13 protein-coding genes are annotated in these 16,015 nt (G+C 71.8%); 5 read left to right on the forward strand and 8 right to left on the reverse strand.

Annotated features, from left to right (window positions below; translation table 11 throughout):
• A partial coding sequence (locus ACFWVC_RS25895) for a HAMP domain-containing protein (RefSeq protein WP_384290732.1) occupies positions 1-3,414 on the forward strand: 3,414 nt, incomplete at its 5' end.
• Positions 3,415-3,476: 62 nt separating this feature from the next.
• Complete coding sequence (locus tag ACFWVC_RS25900; protein ID WP_384290879.1) at positions 3,477-4,016, forward strand: two-component system response regulator; 540 nt, start codon at positions 3,477-3,479, stop codon at positions 4,014-4,016.
• A gap of 19 nt (positions 4,017-4,035) precedes the next feature.
• On the opposite strand, the gene ACFWVC_RS25905 is transcribed toward ACFWVC_RS25900, so the two are convergent.
• From ACFWVC_RS25905 to lepA, 3 genes are all read right to left on the reverse strand, one after another.
• Complete coding sequence (locus ACFWVC_RS25905) at positions 4,036-5,937, reverse strand: AMP-dependent synthetase/ligase (protein WP_384290733.1); 1,902 nt, start codon at positions 5,935-5,937, stop codon at positions 4,036-4,038.
• Between the two features lie 281 nt (positions 5,938-6,218).
• The gene (locus ACFWVC_RS25910; protein WP_384290736.1) at positions 6,219-6,479 is read right to left on the reverse strand and encodes a hypothetical protein; all 261 of its coding nucleotides are present in this window, start codon (positions 6,477-6,479) and stop codon (positions 6,219-6,221) included.
• Positions 6,480-6,691: 212 nt separating this feature from the next.
• On the reverse strand, positions 6,692-8,557 hold the full coding sequence (gene lepA, locus ACFWVC_RS25915) for a translation elongation factor 4 (RefSeq protein WP_384290738.1): 1,866 nt from the start codon (positions 8,555-8,557) through the stop codon (positions 6,692-6,694).
• Between the two features lie 247 nt (positions 8,558-8,804).
• Between lepA and rpsT the strand changes: the two genes are divergently transcribed.
• A complete protein-coding gene (gene rpsT / locus ACFWVC_RS25920) occupies positions 8,805-9,071 on the forward strand; it encodes a 30S ribosomal protein S20 (RefSeq protein ID WP_384290740.1) in 267 nt (88 codons plus the stop codon).
• 197 nt (positions 9,072-9,268) lie between these two features.
• On the opposite strand, the gene holA is transcribed toward rpsT, so the two are convergent.
• Positions 9,269-10,252, reverse strand: a complete 984-nt coding sequence (gene holA / locus ACFWVC_RS25925; RefSeq protein ID WP_384290743.1) for a DNA polymerase III subunit delta — start codon at positions 10,250-10,252, stop codon at positions 9,269-9,271.
• Positions 10,253-10,292: 40 nt separating this feature from the next.
• Here holA and ACFWVC_RS25930 point away from each other — a divergent pair, with 40 nt between their 5' ends.
• Positions 10,293-10,544, forward strand: a complete 252-nt coding sequence (locus ACFWVC_RS25930; RefSeq protein WP_384290746.1) for a hypothetical protein — start codon at positions 10,293-10,295, stop codon at positions 10,542-10,544.
• A 64-nt stretch (positions 10,545-10,608) separates the two neighbouring features.
• Here the strand turns inward: ACFWVC_RS25930 and ACFWVC_RS25935 are convergent, their stop codons facing one another.
• A complete protein-coding gene (locus ACFWVC_RS25935) occupies positions 10,609-10,872 on the reverse strand; it encodes a GlsB/YeaQ/YmgE family stress response membrane protein (RefSeq protein WP_384290749.1) in 264 nt (87 codons plus the stop codon).
• A gap of 185 nt (positions 10,873-11,057) precedes the next feature.
• Between ACFWVC_RS25935 and ACFWVC_RS25940 the strand changes: the two genes are divergently transcribed.
• Positions 11,058-11,456: a RidA family protein gene (locus tag ACFWVC_RS25940; protein WP_384290752.1), complete on the forward strand. Its 399-nt coding sequence runs from the start codon at positions 11,058-11,060 to the stop codon at positions 11,454-11,456.
• Here the strand turns inward: ACFWVC_RS25940 and ACFWVC_RS25945 are convergent.
• From ACFWVC_RS25945 to ACFWVC_RS25955, 3 genes are all read right to left on the reverse strand, one after another.
• On the reverse strand, positions 11,431-12,243 hold the full coding sequence (locus ACFWVC_RS25945) for an arylamine N-acetyltransferase (protein WP_384290754.1): 813 nt from the start codon (positions 12,241-12,243) through the stop codon (positions 11,431-11,433). The genes ACFWVC_RS25940 and ACFWVC_RS25945 overlap by 26 nt on opposite strands.
• A gap of 146 nt (positions 12,244-12,389) precedes the next feature.
• Positions 12,390-14,840 carry a ComEC/Rec2 family competence protein gene (locus ACFWVC_RS25950; protein ID WP_384290757.1) on the reverse strand — a complete coding sequence of 817 codons (2,451 nt, stop codon included), beginning with the start codon at positions 14,838-14,840 and terminating at the stop codon, positions 12,390-12,392.
• Between the two features lie 86 nt (positions 14,841-14,926).
• On the reverse strand, positions 14,927-15,862 hold the full coding sequence (locus ACFWVC_RS25955; RefSeq protein ID WP_384290760.1) for a ComEA family DNA-binding protein: 936 nt from the start codon (positions 15,860-15,862) through the stop codon (positions 14,927-14,929).
• Positions 15,863-16,015 lie beyond the last annotated feature (153 nt).

The following is a 16,015-nucleotide window of genomic DNA, read 5'->3' on the forward strand; positions in this document are numbered from 1 at the left end:
GAGGTCGGCACCGAGGGCCAGTTGGGCGGCCGCGCCCAGGTCCGCGGCGTCTCCGGCGTCTGGAAGGACCTCACCGACAACGTCAACTTCATGGCGTCCAATCTGACCTCGCAGGTGCGCAACATCGCCCAGGTGACGACGGCGGTGGCCGACGGGGATCTGTCGAAGAAGATCACGGTCGACGCCCGCGGCGAGATCCTGGAGCTGAAGGACACCATCAACACGATGGTGGACCAGCTGCGCGGCTTCGCCGGCGAGGTGACGCGGGTGGCCCGCGAGGTCGGCACCGAGGGCCAGTTGGGCGGCCGCGCCCAGGTCCGCGGCGTCTCCGGCGTCTGGAAGGACCTCACCGACAACGTCAACTTCATGGCCGACAACCTCACCAGCCAGGTCCGCAACATCGCCCAGGTCGCCACCGCCGTCGCCCAGGGCGACCTCGGCAAGACCATCACCGTCGAGGCCAAGGGCGAGATCCTGGAACTCAAGTCGACCATCAACACGATGGTGGACCAGCTGTCGGCCTTCGCCGACGAGGTCACCCGGGTGGCCCGCGAGGTCGGCACCGAGGGGAACCTCGGCGGCCAGGCGCAGGTCCGCGGCGTCTCCGGCGTCTGGAAGGACCTCACGGACAACGTCAACTTCATGGCGTCCAACCTGACCTCGCAGGTGCGCAACATCGCCCAGGTCACCACCTCGGTGGCCAACGGCGACCTGTCGAAGAAGATCACGGTCGACGCCCGCGGCGAGATCCTGGAACTCAAGGACACCATCAACACGATGGTGGACCAGCTCCGCGGCTTCGCCGACGAGGTCACCCGCGTCGCCCGCGAGGTCGGCACCGAGGGCCGGCTGGCCGGCCGCGCCCAGGTCCGCGGCGTCTCCGGCGTCTGGAAGGACCTCACCGACAACGTCAACTTCATGGCCGACAACCTCACCAGCCAGGTCCGCAACATCGCCCAGGTCGCCACCGCCGTCGCCCAGGGCGACCTGTCGAAGAAGATCGACGTGGACGCCCGCGGCGAGATCCTGGAACTCAAGACCACCATCAACACGATGGTGGACACCCTCTCCTCCTTCTCCTCCGAGGTGACCCGGGTGGCCCGGGAGGTCGGCAGCCAGGGCCAGCTGGGCGGGCAGGCCCGCGTCGAGGGTGTGTACGGCACGTGGAAGCGCCTGACGACCAATGTCAACGAGCTGGCCTCCAACCTGACCACGCAGGTCCGCGCCATCGCGGAGGTCGCCTCCGCCGTCGCCCAGGGCGACATGACCCGCAGCATCACGGTCGAGGCGCAGGGCGAGGTCGCCGAGCTCAAGGACAACATCAACCTGATGGTGTCCAACCTCCGCGAGACCACCCGCGCCAAGGACTGGCTGGAGTCCAACCTCGCCCGCCTCGCCGGCCTGATGCAGGGGCACCGCGATCTGATGGAGGTCGCCGACCTGATCCTGCGGGAACTGACCCCGCTGGTGAACGCTCAGTACGGGGCCTTCTTCCTGGCCGAGACCGAGGCCGACGGCTCCGGGCCCACCCGGTTGCGCGCCCCGCGCGGCCTGGCGTTCATCGCGGGCTACGGGTCGGCGCAGGGCGCCACCGTCGACACTCCGGGGATGCCCGGGCACGGCCTGGTGCGGCAGGCGGCGCTGGAGAAGAAGCGCATCCTGGTGGAGGAGGCCCCGCCCGGCTATATCAAGATCAATTCGGGGCTGGGGGAAGCCTCCCCGGCCAGTGTGGTGATCATCCCGATCCTCTTCGAGGACGAACTGCTCGGGGTCATCGAGCTGGCCTCGTTCTCCCGCTTCTCCGACGTCCACCTGGCCTTCTTCGACCAGTTCGTGAACACCATCGGCGTCGCGATCAACACGATCATCGCCAACTCCCGCACGGAGTCCCTGCTGTCGCAGTCCCAGCGGCTGGCCCAGCAGCTCCAGGAGCGCTCCGACGAACTCCAGCGCCAGCAGGCCGAGCTGCAGCACTCCAACGCCGAACTCGAGGAGAAGGCGGCCCTGCTGGCCACCTCCTCGCAGTACAAGTCGGAGTTCCTGGCCAACATGTCGCACGAGCTGCGCACCCCGCTCAACTCGCTGCTCATCCTCGCCCGGCTGCTGGCCGACAACCCCGACGGCCATCTGAACGAGCAGGAGGTGCAGTTCGCCAGCACCATCCACCGTTCCGGCTCCGACCTGCTGCAGCTGATCAACGACATCCTCGACCTGTCGAAGATCGAGGCGGGCCGGATGGACGTCCGCCCCAAGAAGCTGCCGCTGATCAAGCTGCTGGACTACGTGCACGCCACCTTCCGCCCGATCACCCTGGACCGCGGGCTCGTCTTCGACGTCACGGTCGGCGAGGACGTGCCGCGCGAGATGTTCTCGGACGAGCAGCGGCTCCAGCAGATCCTGCGCAATCTGCTCTCCAACGCGATCAAGTTCACCTCGCAGGGCCGGGTCGAGCTGCGCGTGTCGCGCTGCGAGGGCTCCGACGGCCTGATCGCGTTCGCCGTGCGGGACACCGGCATCGGCATCGCCGGCGAGAAGCTTCCGGTGATCTTCGAGGCCTTCCAGCAGGCCGACGGGACCACCAACCGCAAGTACGGCGGCACCGGTCTCGGCCTGTCCATCAGCCGGGAGCTCGCGGGTCTGCTCGGCGGCCGCATCGTCGCCGAGAGCGTGCCGGGCCGCGGCAGCACCTTCACCCTCTATGTCCCGGCGGTGTACGCGGGCCACGCTCCCGGCGCCGGCGAGCCGGAACCCGAGCACGCCGCGGGCGACGAGAGCGGGGCGACGGGGTCCCCGCCGGCGTCCCCAGGGTACGACGGCGACCGCCGCCCCCTGGTCACGCCCTTCCCCGCCGAGCCGGCCCCCGCGTGGCCCACCTCGACCCGGCTGGAGGAGTGGCGCGAGGGCCGCGCCGGACACGTCCTGACCGGCAACCGCGTGCTGATCGTGGACGACGACATCCGCAACGTCTTCGCCCTCACCCATGTGCTGGGCCGGGTCGGCATGCCGGTGCTCTACGCCGAGAACGGCCGGGAGGGCATAGAGACGCTGGAGAAGAACCCCGACGTCGCGCTCGTCCTGATGGACATCATGATGCCCGAGATGGACGGCTACGAGACGATCGAGGCCATCCGCCGCACCCCCCGCTTCGCGGACCTGCCGATCATCGCCCTGACCGCCAAGGTCATGCCAGGCGACCGCGAGCGCTCCATCGCCTGCGGTGCCAACGACTACGTCCCCAAGCCGGTCGACGTCGACCGGCTGCTCAACACCGCGCACCTGCTGCTGGACCCGGAGGCCGCCGAGCCGGCCGCGCGCGGCGGGCGCCGGCCGGAGGCCGCCGACCCGTACGACGACCCGTACGACGATCCGGACGATCACGGGGGCGCCGGCGACGCCGGGCGGCCCGGCCGGTGACGCGCGGCACGGCCGGCACGCTCACCGGCACCGGCAGGGCCGGCATCCTCCTGGTCGACGACATGGAGGACAACCTGATCGCCCTGGAGGCCATCCTCGGCTCGCTCGACCAGCCGATGGTCCGGGCCCGTTCCGGGGAGGAGGCGATGAAGGCGCTGCTGCGCCAGGAGTTCGCCGTCGTCCTGCTGGACGTCCTCATGCCGGGCATGGACGGATTCGAGACCGCCGCGAACATCAAGCGCCTCGACCAGACCAAGGACATCCCGATCATCTTCCTGACCGGGAACGACCTCGACACCGCCTTCGCCTTCCGCGGCTACGCCACGGGCGCGGCCGACTACCTGACCAAGCCCTTCGACCCCTGGGTGCTGCGCGCCAAGGTCTCCGTCTTCCTCGAACTCCACCGCACCACCGGCGAACTGCGCGATCTGCTGGCCCGCGACCGGGAGCGGCTGGACACCATCGAGGAACGCCTCACGGCCGTCGAGCGGCATCTCGCCGCCGACGGCCGTGCCGACGTGGCCGAACTGGCGCTGCGCGTGGCGGGCCTGGAGAGCGCCGTCCGCGGGGTGGACCCGCCGGGCCCGCGCCGGGAAGGCTGACCCGGCGCGGGCAGGGGGCTCAGGACTCGCGGGTGCCGGAGTACATGTCGTCGATCAGGTCCTTGAACTCCCGCTCCACGACTGGCCGCTTGAGCTTCAGGCTCGGGGTCAGGTCGCCGTGCTCCACGTCGAGGTCGCGCGGCAGCACCCGGAAGGTCTTGATCTGCTGCCAGCGCTGCAGGTCCTCGTTGACGCGCTCCACGTAGCCGCCGATCAGCTCGCGCACCTGGGCCGAGGCCACGACCTCCGCGTACGGCTTGCCCTCCAGGCCGTTGTCCGCGGCCCAGCCGAGGATGGTGGGCTCGTCGAGGGCGATGAGGGCGGTGCAGAAGTTGCGGTCGGCGCCGATCACCAGAACGTTGCTGATGAACGGACACGTGGCCTTGAACTGGCCCTCCACGGCCGCCGGCGCGATGTACTTGCCGTTGGAGTTCTTGATGATGTCCTTTTTGCGGTCGGTGATGGTGAGGAAGCCGTCCGCGGACAGTTCGCCGATGTCACCGGTGTGGAACCAGCCGTCCGGCTCCAGCACCTCGGCGGTCTTCTCCGGCAGCCCGTGGTAGCCCTGCATGATGCCGGGGCTGCGGAGCAGGATCTCGCCGTCCTCGGCGATGCGCACCTCGGTGCCGGGCAGCGGCTTGCCGACGGTGCCGGTGCGGTACGCCTCGCCGGGGTTGACGAAGCTGGCGGCGCTGGACTCGGTCAGGCCGTAGCCCTCCAGGATGTGGATGCCGGCGCCGGAGAAGAAGTAGCCGATCTCCGGGGCCAGGGCCGCGGAGCCGGAGACACAGGCGCGCAGCTTGCCGCCGAAGGCCTCGCGGAGCTTGCCGTACACCAGGCGGTCGGCGACGGCGTGCTGCGCGGACAGCGCGAAGGGCGCGCTCGCCGTGCCGGTGCGGCGTCGGTTCTCCTGGGTGACCTTGGCGTACTCGCGGGCTACCTCGGAAGCCCACTTGAAGATCTTGTACTTCGCCCCGCCGCCGGCGCGGGCCTTGGCGGCGACGCCGTTGTAGACCTTCTCGAAGATCCGGGGGACGGCGGCCATGTAGGTGGGCTGGACCACCGGCAGATTCTCGATGATCTTGTCGACCCGGCCGTCCACGGCGGTCACGTGGCCGATGGTGATGTGCCCGGCGGTGAGCACCTTGCCGAAGACGTGTGCCAGCGGCAGCCACAGGTACTGCACGTCGGCCGCCTCCAGCAGGCCGTTGGCCTGGATGGCGCGGGCCATGTACGCCCAGCAGTCGTGCGGCAGCCGGACGCCCTTGGGGCGGCCGGTGGTGCCGGAGGTGTAGATGAGGGTGGCCAGCTGGTCCTTGGTGATCGCGCCGATGGCGTCGCGGACCGCCCCGGGGTGCTTCTCCAGGTAGAGCGCGCCGCGCTTCTCCAGGTCGGCAAGGGAGAGCACCCATCCTTCACCGCCGTCGTCGCCCTCGCCGCCGGTGGCGGTGTCGATGCCGTCGGCGTCGATGACCACGACGTGGCTCAGCTCGGGCAGCTCCGCACGCCGCTCGACGGCCTTGGCCAGCTGGGCGGCGTTCTCGGCGATCAGCACGCGGCTGCCGGAGTCGGCGAGGATGAAGGCCGTCTCGTCGGCGTTGGTGCTGGGGTAGACCGTGGTGGTCGCGGCGCCCGCGCACAGCACGCCCAGGTCGGCCAGAATCCATTCGACCCGGGTGGCGGAGGCGATCGCCACCCGCTCCTCGGGGCGCACGCCGAGGTCCATCAGGCCGGCCGCGATGGCGAAGACCCTGGTCGCGGCCTCCTGCCAGTTGAGCGACCGCCAGGAGTCCGGGCCGCCGCCCGCCGAGAGCACCGGGTAGCGGTACGCCTCGGCGTCGGGCGTGGCCTCGACGCGCTCCAGGAACAGGTTCGCCACGGAGGGCGGCCGGTTCTCGATCAAAGTCTGCGTGTCGGTCACGACAACCTCCGGGGCCCGCCACATTGCTGGGTGACTCGCGAGTAACCCGCGATTGGTGATCAGGGTAGGCAATCCGCGCCCGGTTTGTAAGGGGCCGCGGCCACCGCGTTGCCAGCGCGACGGGTGAGATAGATGACAGATACATCTATTTTTGCCGGGTGTACACCCCATGGATCCCGCATGCCGCAGACGCAAACGGCGGGCTCGCCCGGAATCCGGGGAGCCCGCCTCCCGCCGTCACGCCGGCCACCCTCCGGCGACACCGCGGAGCACAGGGACGGTCAGCCGCCGATGGGCAGGCCGCCGATCATGCCGGTCGTACCACCCGACTTGCCGACTCCGCCCAGCAGTTCGCCCGTCTTTCCGGTGACCGCCTTCAGGCCGGTCCTGGCGACCTCGTCCTTGGCGTCGAGGATCTTCATCGGGCCCTTGCCGAGCGGGAGGGAACCGTCACCGGCGAAGGCGGGGGACGCGGCGGCACCGGCGGCGCCCAGCGCGATCACGGAACCTGCGACGACGGCCGCGGCCTTCGAGTACTTCACGAGACATTCCCCTTCCACGGCGACGACTTTCGCCGCCGTCACCATGGGTAACGCCCGCGAACACCCCCGGAAACCGCACATGACCGGCTTTTTCCCCAATCACCCGAATGCCGCACAGCTCATACGAAAGGGCGCCTGCCCGGTCATCGGACAAACGCCCCTCGCGTGCGCCGAGTCGGGCGGCGGATCGTCCATCCCGCCGCCGCCTGCGGCTACTTCTTCTTGGCCGAGCTCTCGTCGCTGGACAGGACCGCGATGAAGGCCTCCTGCGGCACCTCCACGGAACCGACCATCTTCATCCGCTTCTTGCCCTCCTTCTGCTTCTCCAGCAGCTTCCGCTTACGGGAGATGTCACCGCCGTAGCACTTGGCGAGGACGTCCTTGCGGATGGCGCGGATGGTCTCGCGGGCGATGACCCGGGAGCCGATGGCGGCCTGGATGGGCACCTCGAAGGCCTGCCGCGGGATGAGTTCGCGCAGCTTGGCGACGAGCCGCACCCCGTACGCGTACGCCGCGTCCTTGTGCGTGATCGCCGAGAAGGCGTCCACCTTGTCGCCGTGCAGCAGGATGTCGACCTTGACCAGGCTGGAGGTCTGCTCGCCGGTGGGCTCGTAGTCCAGGGAGGCGTAACCGCGGGTCTTGGACTTCAGCTGGTCGAAGAAGTCGAAGACGATCTCGGCGAGCGGCAGGGTGTAGCGGATCTCCACCCGGTCCTCGGAGAGGTAGTCCATGCCGAGCAGCGTGCCGCGCCGCGTCTGGCACAGCTCCATGATCGCGCCGATGAACTCGGTGGGCGCCAGGATCGTGGCCCGCACCACCGGCTCGTACACCTCGCCGATCTTGCCCTTGGGGAACTCGCTGGGGTTGGTGACGATGTGCTCGGCACCGTCCTCCATGACCACGCGGTAGACCACGTTGGGGGCGGTCGCGATCAGGTCGAGGCCGAACTCGCGCTCCAGGCGCTCGCGGATCACGTCCAGGTGGAGCAGGCCGAGGAAGCCGACGCGGAAGCCGAAGCCGAGGGCCGCGGAGGTCTCCGGCTCGTAGACCAGGGCGGCGTCGTTGAGCTGGAGCTTGTCCAGCGCGTCGCGCAGCTCCGGGTAGTCCGAGCCGTCCAGCGGGTACAGCCCCGAGAACACCATGGGCTTGGGGTCCTTGTAGCCGCCCAGCGCCTCGGTGGCGCCCTTGGACTGCTGGGTGATCGTGTCACCGACCTTGGACTGGCGGACGTCCTTCACGCCGGTGATCAGATAGCCCACCTCGCCGACGCCGAGGCCGTCGGCCGGCAGCATCTCGGGCGAGTTGGTGCCGATCTCCAGCAACTCGTGGGTGGCGCCGGTGGACATCATCCTGATGCGCTCGCGCTTGCCGAGCTGACCGTCGACGACCCGGACATAGGTGACGACACCGCGGTAGGAGTCGTAGACCGAGTCGAAGATCATCGCGCGGGCGGGCGCGTCCGCGACGCCGACCGGGGCCGGGACGGACTCCACGACGCGGTCGAGCAGCGCCTCGACGCCGAGGCCGGTCTTGGCCGAGACCCTCAGCACGTCGGAGGGGTCGCAGCCGATGAGGTTGGCCAGCTCCTCGGAGAACTTCTCGGGCTGCGCCGCCGGCAGGTCGATCTTGTTCAGCACCGGGACGATGGTGAGGTCGTTCTCCATCGCCAGGTAGAGGTTGGCCAGCGTCTGCGCCTCGATGCCCTGGGCGGCGTCGACCAGCAGGACCGTGCCCTCACAGGCCGCGAGCGACCGGGAGACCTCATAGGTGAAGTCCACGTGCCCCGGGGTGTCGATCATGTTCAGGATGTGGGTCTTCCCCTCACCGGCGCCCGCGGTGGGCGCCCAGGGCAGACGGACGGCCTGGGACTTGATCGTGATGCCGCGCTCGCGCTCGATGTCCATCCGGTCGAGGTATTGGGCGCGCATCTGCCGCTGATCCACCACACCGGTGAGCTGGAGCATCCGGTCGGCAAGCGTCGACTTGCCGTGGTCGATGTGGGCGATGATGCAGAAATTGCGGATCAGCGCCGGGTCGGTACGGCTCGGCTCCGGCACGTTCGAAGGGGTCGCGGGCACGCAGGGTCCTGTCTCTTGAGGCGCCTGTCGCCTCTGGTCGGATCGATACGTATGGCTCCCATAGTCCCATGACCGCGGCCCGGGACCGTGCCGGGCGGCGGTGAAGCGCCCGAGCGCGGCGGCGCTCCAAGGCCCGGGAGCGCCGGTTTGGGCGGCGCCGCGGCCGACTGCTAACCTGGGCAGTCGCGCTTCGTGCCCTCTACCCGAGGCGCGAACCCCATCAGATCACACCTGAGAAGGCTCTTTCGTGGCGAACATCAAGTCCCAGATCAAGCGCAACAAGACCAACGAGAAGGCGCGCCTGCGCAACAAGGCCGTCAAGTCCGAGCTCAAGACCGCCATCCGCCGCACCCGTGAGGCCGTGGCCACCGGCGACGTCGAGAAGGCCACCGAGGCCGCGCGCCTCGCCGGCAAGAAGCTCGACAAGGCCGTGAGCAAGGGCGTCATCCACAAGAACCAGGCCGCCAACAAGAAGTCCGCGCTGGCCATCAAGGTCGCCGCGCTCCAGGCCTGAGCCTTCTCGTCAGCAGTACCCAGCGTTACCCGGCAGCACCTCGCCGGTGACGGGCACAGCGGTCCCTCTCACCCGCTCCACCACCGGCAACCATGATTTTCCGGCCGCACGCGGCCTGCGTTCGCCACGCGGGTGCGGTCCTCGAAGGGCCTCGTACCTCCTCGGTACGGGGCCCTTCGGCGTGGATATCGGCGGGCTCAGCGGGCGCGCGAGGCACGGGCGATGGACACGACGGCCTTCTCCAGGGCGTACGCCGGGTCGGCGCTGCCGCCCTTGACCGCCGCGTCGGCCTCGGCGACCGCGCGCAGCGCCGTGGAGACGCCGTCCCCGGACCAGCCGCGCATCTGCTGCCGCACCCGGTCGATCTTCCACGGCGGCATGCCCAGCTCGCGGGCGAGATCCGCCGGCCGGGCGCCGCGCGGGGCGGAGGCGAGCTTGCCGATGGCCCGTACGCCCGACGCCAGGGCGAAGGTGATGCCGGGCAGCGGCTGGCCGACCGCGATGGCCCAGCGCAGCCTTTCCAGTGCCTCGGCCGCGCGGCCGGTGACCGCCAGGTCCGCGACCTCGAAGCCGGTGGCCTCGGCCCGGCCGGTGTAGTAGCGGGCGACGACGGCCACGTCGATCGCGCCCTCCACATCGGCGGCGAGCTGGGTGCAGGCGCTCGCCAGCTCGCGCAGATCACTGCCGAGCGCGTCCACCAGCGCCTGGCAGGCCTCCGGTGTCGCGGACCGGCCCAGGGTACGGAACTCCCCGCGTACGAAGGCGAGCCGGTCGGCCGGCTTGGTCATCTTCGGGCACGCCACCTCGCGCGCCCCCGCCTTGCGCGCCGCGTCGAGCAGGCTCTTGCCCTTGGCGCCGCCCGCGTGCAGCAGGACGAGGGTGATCTCCTCGACGGGGGCCCCCAGGTAGGCCTTCACGTCCTTGATCGTGTCCGCGGACAGATCCTGCGCGTTGCGGACGATCACGACCTTGCGCTCCGCGAACAGCGAGGGGCTGGTCAACTCCGCGAGCGTGCCCGGCTGCACCGCGTCGGGCGTGAGATCGCGCACATCGGTGTCGGCGTCGGCCGCCCGCGCGGCGAGCACGACCTCCCGTACGGCGCGGTCGAGGAGCAGGTCCTCCTGCCCCACCGCGATCGTGACGGGGGCGAGCGGGCTGTCTGTCGTACTGTTCCTGGGCATCGCCGTCCAGCATCCCACGCGGGTCCGACACAATGTCCCGGTGAATGACGTCAGACATGTCCTCGTGCTGCCCGACCGCGACTCCGCGGAGGACGCCGCAGACGAAGCCTCCGAGCGCTTCGACCTCCCCGCCCGCCCCCAGATCGTCCGCGACTCCCTCGCCGGAGAGGACGACGCCGAGGACGCCCAGTGGCTCGTCGTCGTCGAGGACGAGGACGGTGAACTGGATCCCGCCGCGCTGAACGCGCTGGCGGAGGAGTTCGAAGGCTGGCTGGAGGAAGAGGAGGACTGAAAGCCCCGGTTGTCCCGGCTGTCCTGTAGCCACTTCCCCGGTCCGGCCGCGCGGCGGCTCCCGCTCAGCGGGAGTCGCCGAACAGGACGCGGTAGATGATCAGCAGTACGAGGGCACCGCCGATCGCCGCGCCCCAGGTGGGCAGATCGTAGAAGTCCTTGGTGATGGGGTGGTGCAGGAACTTCGCCGAGATCCAGCCGCCGACGACGGCGCCCGCGATGCCGATGAGCGTGGTCCCGACCAGGCCGCCCGGGTCCCTGCCGGGCAGCAGTATCTTCGCGATGGCGCCTGCCAGCAGGCCGAGCACGATCCAGCCGATGATGGTCATGGGGTCAACCTGCCACGGCTCCGTGCCCCTCATGCCTCCTGATACGCACCCATGGGCATCCCGTGACACGGCGGTTGCACTTGGCGGACCGCCCCGGATCGTTCGGCCGTTCGCCGGCGCCGGGCCATGGCGCCGGGCGCCGAAAACCACGTGACACGCCCCGGCGCCGGCCGCAGGCTGCCGCAATGACCCGTCACACGATCGTCCCGTCCCTCTTCCCGCCGCCCGGCTACGCCCACGCCGCCGTCGTCGAGGCCGGCGCCCGCCTCGCCTTCATGGCCGGCTCCGTCCCCCTCGACGCCGAGGGCCGGCTCGTCGGCCCGGGCGACCCCGTCGCCCAGACCCATCAGGTCCTCGCGAACCTCGGCGAGGCCCTTCGCGCGGTCGGCAGCGACCTCCCCAGCGTCGTCGCCACCACCGTCTACGTGGTCGCCCACGACCCCACCGACCTCGGCCGCGTCTGGGAGGTCGTCCGCGCCTGCGGCCTGACCGAAGGACCCCACACCTCCACCCTGGTCGGCGTGGCCTGCCTCGGCTACACCGGGCAGTTGGTGGAGATCACGGCGACGGCAGTGGTTCCGTGAGGCCGAGCGGGGGGCGCAGCCGCGGGACACGGTCCAGCGCGAGGCCGAAGCCGTCGCGGTAGGCCTCCAGGACCTCGATGTCCGTGTCGAGGGGGACCTCGTGGCGCGTGCCGTCGGGGGCGGTGGTGATGAGGGTGCGGCCGGTCAGGGTGAGACGGCCGCCGTCGTCGGTGAGGCGGGAGCAGACCAGGGACTGGGTGAAGTGGGAGCGGGGGGAGGTCTGCTGGTACCAGGAGCCTGCTTCGAAATCGGCGAGGTCGCGGGGGCGCAGGTCGAGGCGGTAGGCGGGGGTGCCGTCGTGGAGGAGGTCGAGGTCCCCGTAGGGGGCGGAGGTGATGCGGAAGACGCCGCCGGGGTCGGACTGGTCGGTGTCCGGGACCAGGAGGAGGGGATGGTGGGCGTGGCGGCCGAAACCGACGTCGGCGAGGAGAGCGGCCCCGTCGGCGGTGCGGACGTGCAGGGCGAGGTGGTCATACGGGATGCCGAGCCCGCCGGGGCCGATGCTGCGGCAGGCGAGGAGGTCGACCTCGTAGCCGAGGGCGGTCAGCAGGGCGGCGAAGGCACCGTTGAGTTCGTAGCAGTAGCCGCCGCGCCGGGCCGTGACGATCTTGTGGTGGAGGGCGTCGGGGTCGAGGGTGACGGGCTCGCCGAGGTGGAGGGAGAGGTTCTCGAAGGGGACGGCGACCAGGTGACGCAGGTGGAGTTCGCGCAGCGCGTCGGCGTCGGGGCGGGCGGGGCGGGAGGCCCCGATGCGGCGGAGGTAGGCGTCGGCCTGGGTTGCGTCCATGGCGTCAGCTTGGCGAGCCGCCGCCACGAACGCCATGGTCGCGCGATGCGAGATCGGGGCCCAACGAAGGCTGGGACGCGGCGCTTTTGAACTACCGATGCCGATAAGCGCACTCAACAGCCCCACAGGCGGTGGTTTTACGTTGACTAGGTCGCCGATGGGCTGCGGATTTCGTTGCCGGAAGACTCCTGACGAGGCGAATGTCTTATGGGGGCGGCGCGGAGGTGGGCGGCATCGCCGAGGACGGCGATGGGGCCGTCGGTGTCGGTGCGCAGCACCGTGGTGCCCTGGGCGCGCAGGGCGGTGATCGTCCGGGGTGAGGGATGGCCGTAGGGGTTGTCCTTGCCGCAGCTGATGAGGGCGAGCCGGGGGCGGAGGCGGGCGAGGAGGGCGGGGTCCTGGTAGGCCGAGCCGTGATGGGCGACCTTCAGCACGTCGATGGGGCCCAGTTCGGGCGCGGCGGTGAGCAGCGCACGCTGGGCGTCGGGTTCGAGGTCGCCGAGGAGGAGCACGGTGAGCCCGGCGGTGCGCACGAGGAGGGTCACGCTGGCGTCGTTGGGGTTGGCGTCGTCGGTGACGGGGAGGGCCGAAGGCGCGGGCGGGGGCCACAGGACGCGCCAGTCGAGCGCGCCGAGGCGGCGGTACTCGCCCGCGACGGCACGGATCACGGGGACGCGGGCCGCGGCCGCCTGGGCGCGGACGTAGGCCGCCTGGTCCGCGGGCTCGTCGAGGGTGGTCGTCTCGATGGCGCCGACGGCGCGTCCGCGCAGCACGCCGGGGAGGCCGTCGACGTGGTCGGCGTGGAAGTGGGAGAGGACGAGGAGGGGGACGGCCCTGATGCCCAGCGACCGCAGGCAGCGGTCGGCCAGGCGGGGTTCGGGGCCGGTGTCGACGACCACCGCGCTGCCCTGTCCGGCGGAGAGCACCAGGGCGTCTCCCTGACCGACGTCGCAGGCGACCAGGCGCCACCCGGGCGGCGGCCATCCCGTCACGGCCCGGGGCAGCGGGACGGGCCGGACGACGGTCAGCACGATCAGCAGCGCGGCCGCCGCGCACAGCCAGGGCCGGCGCAGCAGGCGGCGGCCCGCGGCGACGACGGCCGCGACAACCGCCGCGAGCAGGAAGGCGCCCGCCCACGTGCCGGGCCAGTCCACGGTGGCGCCGGGGAAGGCGGCGCCGTGCCGGGCGACGGCGGCGATCCAGCCGGTGGGCAGGCCGGCCAGCCAGGCGAGGGCCTTGGCGACCGGCATGGCTTGCGGCGCGGCGGCGAGCGCGGCGAAGCCGAGGACGGTGGCGGGACCCACGGCGAGTTCGGCCAGCAGGTTGCACGGGACGGCGACGAGGCTGACGTGGGCCGCGAGTACCGCGACCAGCGGCGCGCAGACGGCCTGGGCGGCGGCCGAGGCCGCCAGGACCTCGGCGAGGCGGGGCGGGACCCTTCTCCGGCACAGGGCCTCGCTCCATCGCGGGGCGAGGGTCAGCAGGGCCGCGGTGGCCAGTACGGAGAGGGCGAAGCCGTACGAACGGGCGAGCCAGGGGTCGTAGAGGAGCAGCAGCAGGACGGCCGCGCACAGGGCGGGCAGGAGTGAGCGGCGCCGCCCGGTGCCGATGGCGAGCAGGGTGATCAGGCCGCAGGCCGCCGCGCGCAGCACGCTGGGGTCCGGACGGCACACCACGACGAACGCGAGGGTGAGCAGACCGCCGAGCACTGCGGTGACGTGCAGCGGGAGCGCCAGTCGCGGGGCCAGGCCACGGCGCTCGGCGCGCAGCGCGATGCCGGGCGTGCCGATGAGCAGGACCAGGACGAGGGAGAGGTTCGACCCGCTCACGGCGGTGAGGTGGGTCAGGTCGGTGGCCTCGAAGGTGTCGTGGAGTTCCGGGCCGATCCGCGTGGTGTCGCCCACCACGAGGCCGGGCAGCAGGGCGCGGGCGTCCGGCGCGAGGTTGTCCGAGGCGGTGCGGAGGCCCGCGCGCAGCCCGCCGGCGAAGCGCTGGAGGGCCGACGGCGGGCCGATGGCGCGCGGTGGGCCGCGCACGGAGAGCACGGCGGCGACGCGGTCGCCCGAGTGCGCCGGCGGGGCCAGCCGGGCTTCCACGGCAAGCCGCGTCGAGGGGAGCAACGACAGCCAGGGCGCGACCGGTTGCCGGGCGATGAGCAGGACGGGCGTGCGCACGGCCGTCGTCGTGCCGCGCGCGGTGACGCGTACCGCCTCGGCTTCGAGCAGGACGGCGGCGGGTGCGCGCGCCGCACCACGCACGTGGGGGCGGATCGTGCGGGGGTCGGCGGTCAGAGTGATGTCGACGCGGGCATGGGCGTGTTGGGCGGCCAGGCCGGGCAGTGGGCCCCGGTGGAGGTCGGCGGCGTGCAGGGCCGCCACGGCGGCGGACGCGGTGGCGCAGAGCAGCGCGGTGGCGACCGCCGTGACCGTGGGCACCGGCAGGCTCCGCCGCAGGCGGCGAGATGTCAGGAGGCGGGACGTCAGGAGCATGCCCGCGCCCACGAGGACGCCGACGGCACAGAGACCGGCCACCACTCCCCCGGGCACGGCCAGCGCGAGGCCCGCGGCGAGCCACGCGGCCAGGGCGGGCACCAGCAAGCGCAGGTCCGCAGGGCCTTCTTGGCGCGGATGGGACGCGCCTCGCGGCGAGGCCGCGTCCGCGTGCACCGCGGGCCGGCGGGTACTCACGGCGTGACCAGCGGCTTGAGATCGGCGAAGCGCCGGTCCCCGATGCCGTTGACGTCCCGGAGCTGGTCGACGGAGGTGAAGCCGCCGTGCTGGGCGCGGTATTCGAGGATGTGCCGGGCCAGCACCGGGCCGACGCCGGGGAGGGCGTCGAGCTGCTCGGCGGTGGCACCGTTCAGGCTCACGGCGGCGGGCGGGACGGACGCGGCGCCCGGCGCCGCGAGGGCGGGAAGGCCGGGCGCGGCGGCACGGCCGACGACGATCTGCTCACCGTCGGCCAGCCTGCGGGCCAGGTTCAGGGCGCTGGTGTCCGCGCCGGGCAGCGCTCCCCCGGCCGCGTCCAGCGCGTCCGCGACTCGCGCCCCGGTCGGCAGCCTCCGCAGACCCGGGCGCCGGACCTTGCCCGCCACGTCGACGACCAGGGCAGCCCGCGGGCCCGGTTCGGGGCGCGGCGTGCGGGGGCCGCCGGGGGAGGCGGGTACGAGCCCCGCGGCAGGCAGCGTGGCGACGGCCGGGGGCACCGCGACGGTACGCGGCCTCCCCGTCCAGAAGTGGTGCACCGCGAATCCGATCGCGACGACGAGCACGACGGCGAGGGCGGCCGCGGTCTTCGGCTCCATCCCGCAGCGCAGGGAGAACCAGGTGGGCAGGCGCTCGGTCAGGGCGAGCCGCCAGGTCGCGCCGCGACGCGCCGCCGCCCCCGGCGGCCCGTGCCGGGCGGCCGCCCCCCGAAGCGATTCGCCTCCGCGAGCGGCATCGGACACAGGTGAATCCGTGTCCCGGCCCACGCCCGCGGAACCACCGCGCGACGCGGGCCCGTTCAGTACGGCAGGCGGGTGCCCGGGCGGCGGGTCGAAGAGCGCTGCGGCGCGGTCGCGGACGGAGGCGGCGTGAGCGTGCCGGTGGCGGCGGCTGGTTGCGGTGATCGGTCCCATGTACGCGACGGTAGGTCCCGCGCGGGCCTAGAGATGATCTTGCTCAATTCCTGTGGACAACTCGGCCGTTGTGGATAACTCCGTCACCCGGAGGTGTCATCCGTGCCGACCGCGGACCACGGACCCCACCCCCACGGACCACGGACACGCGGC

It is taken from the genome of Streptomyces sp. NPDC058691, assembly GCF_042714775.1.
Lineage (GTDB): Bacteria > Actinomycetota > Actinomycetes > Streptomycetales > Streptomycetaceae > Actinacidiphila.

Coding starts and splice junctions, on each gene's coding strand:
- ACFWVC_RS25935 (WP_384290749.1), bottom strand. CDS start 10,872: ATGACCATCATCGGCTGGATCGTGCTCGGCCTGCTGGCAGGCGCCATC.
- ACFWVC_RS25955 (WP_384290760.1), bottom strand. CDS start 15,862: ATGGGACCGATCACCGCAACCAGCCGCCGCCACCGGCACGCTCACGCC.
- ACFWVC_RS25900 (WP_384290879.1), top strand. CDS start 3,477: ATGGAGGACAACCTGATCGCCCTGGAGGCCATCCTCGGCTCGCTCGAC.
- ACFWVC_RS25940 (WP_384290752.1), top strand. CDS start 11,058: ATGACCCGTCACACGATCGTCCCGTCCCTCTTCCCGCCGCCCGGCTAC.
- ACFWVC_RS25945 (WP_384290754.1), bottom strand. CDS start 12,243: ATGGACGCAACCCAGGCCGACGCCTACCTCCGCCGCATCGGGGCCTCC.
- holA (WP_384290743.1), bottom strand. CDS start 10,252: ATGCCCAGGAACAGTACGACAGACAGCCCGCTCGCCCCCGTCACGATC.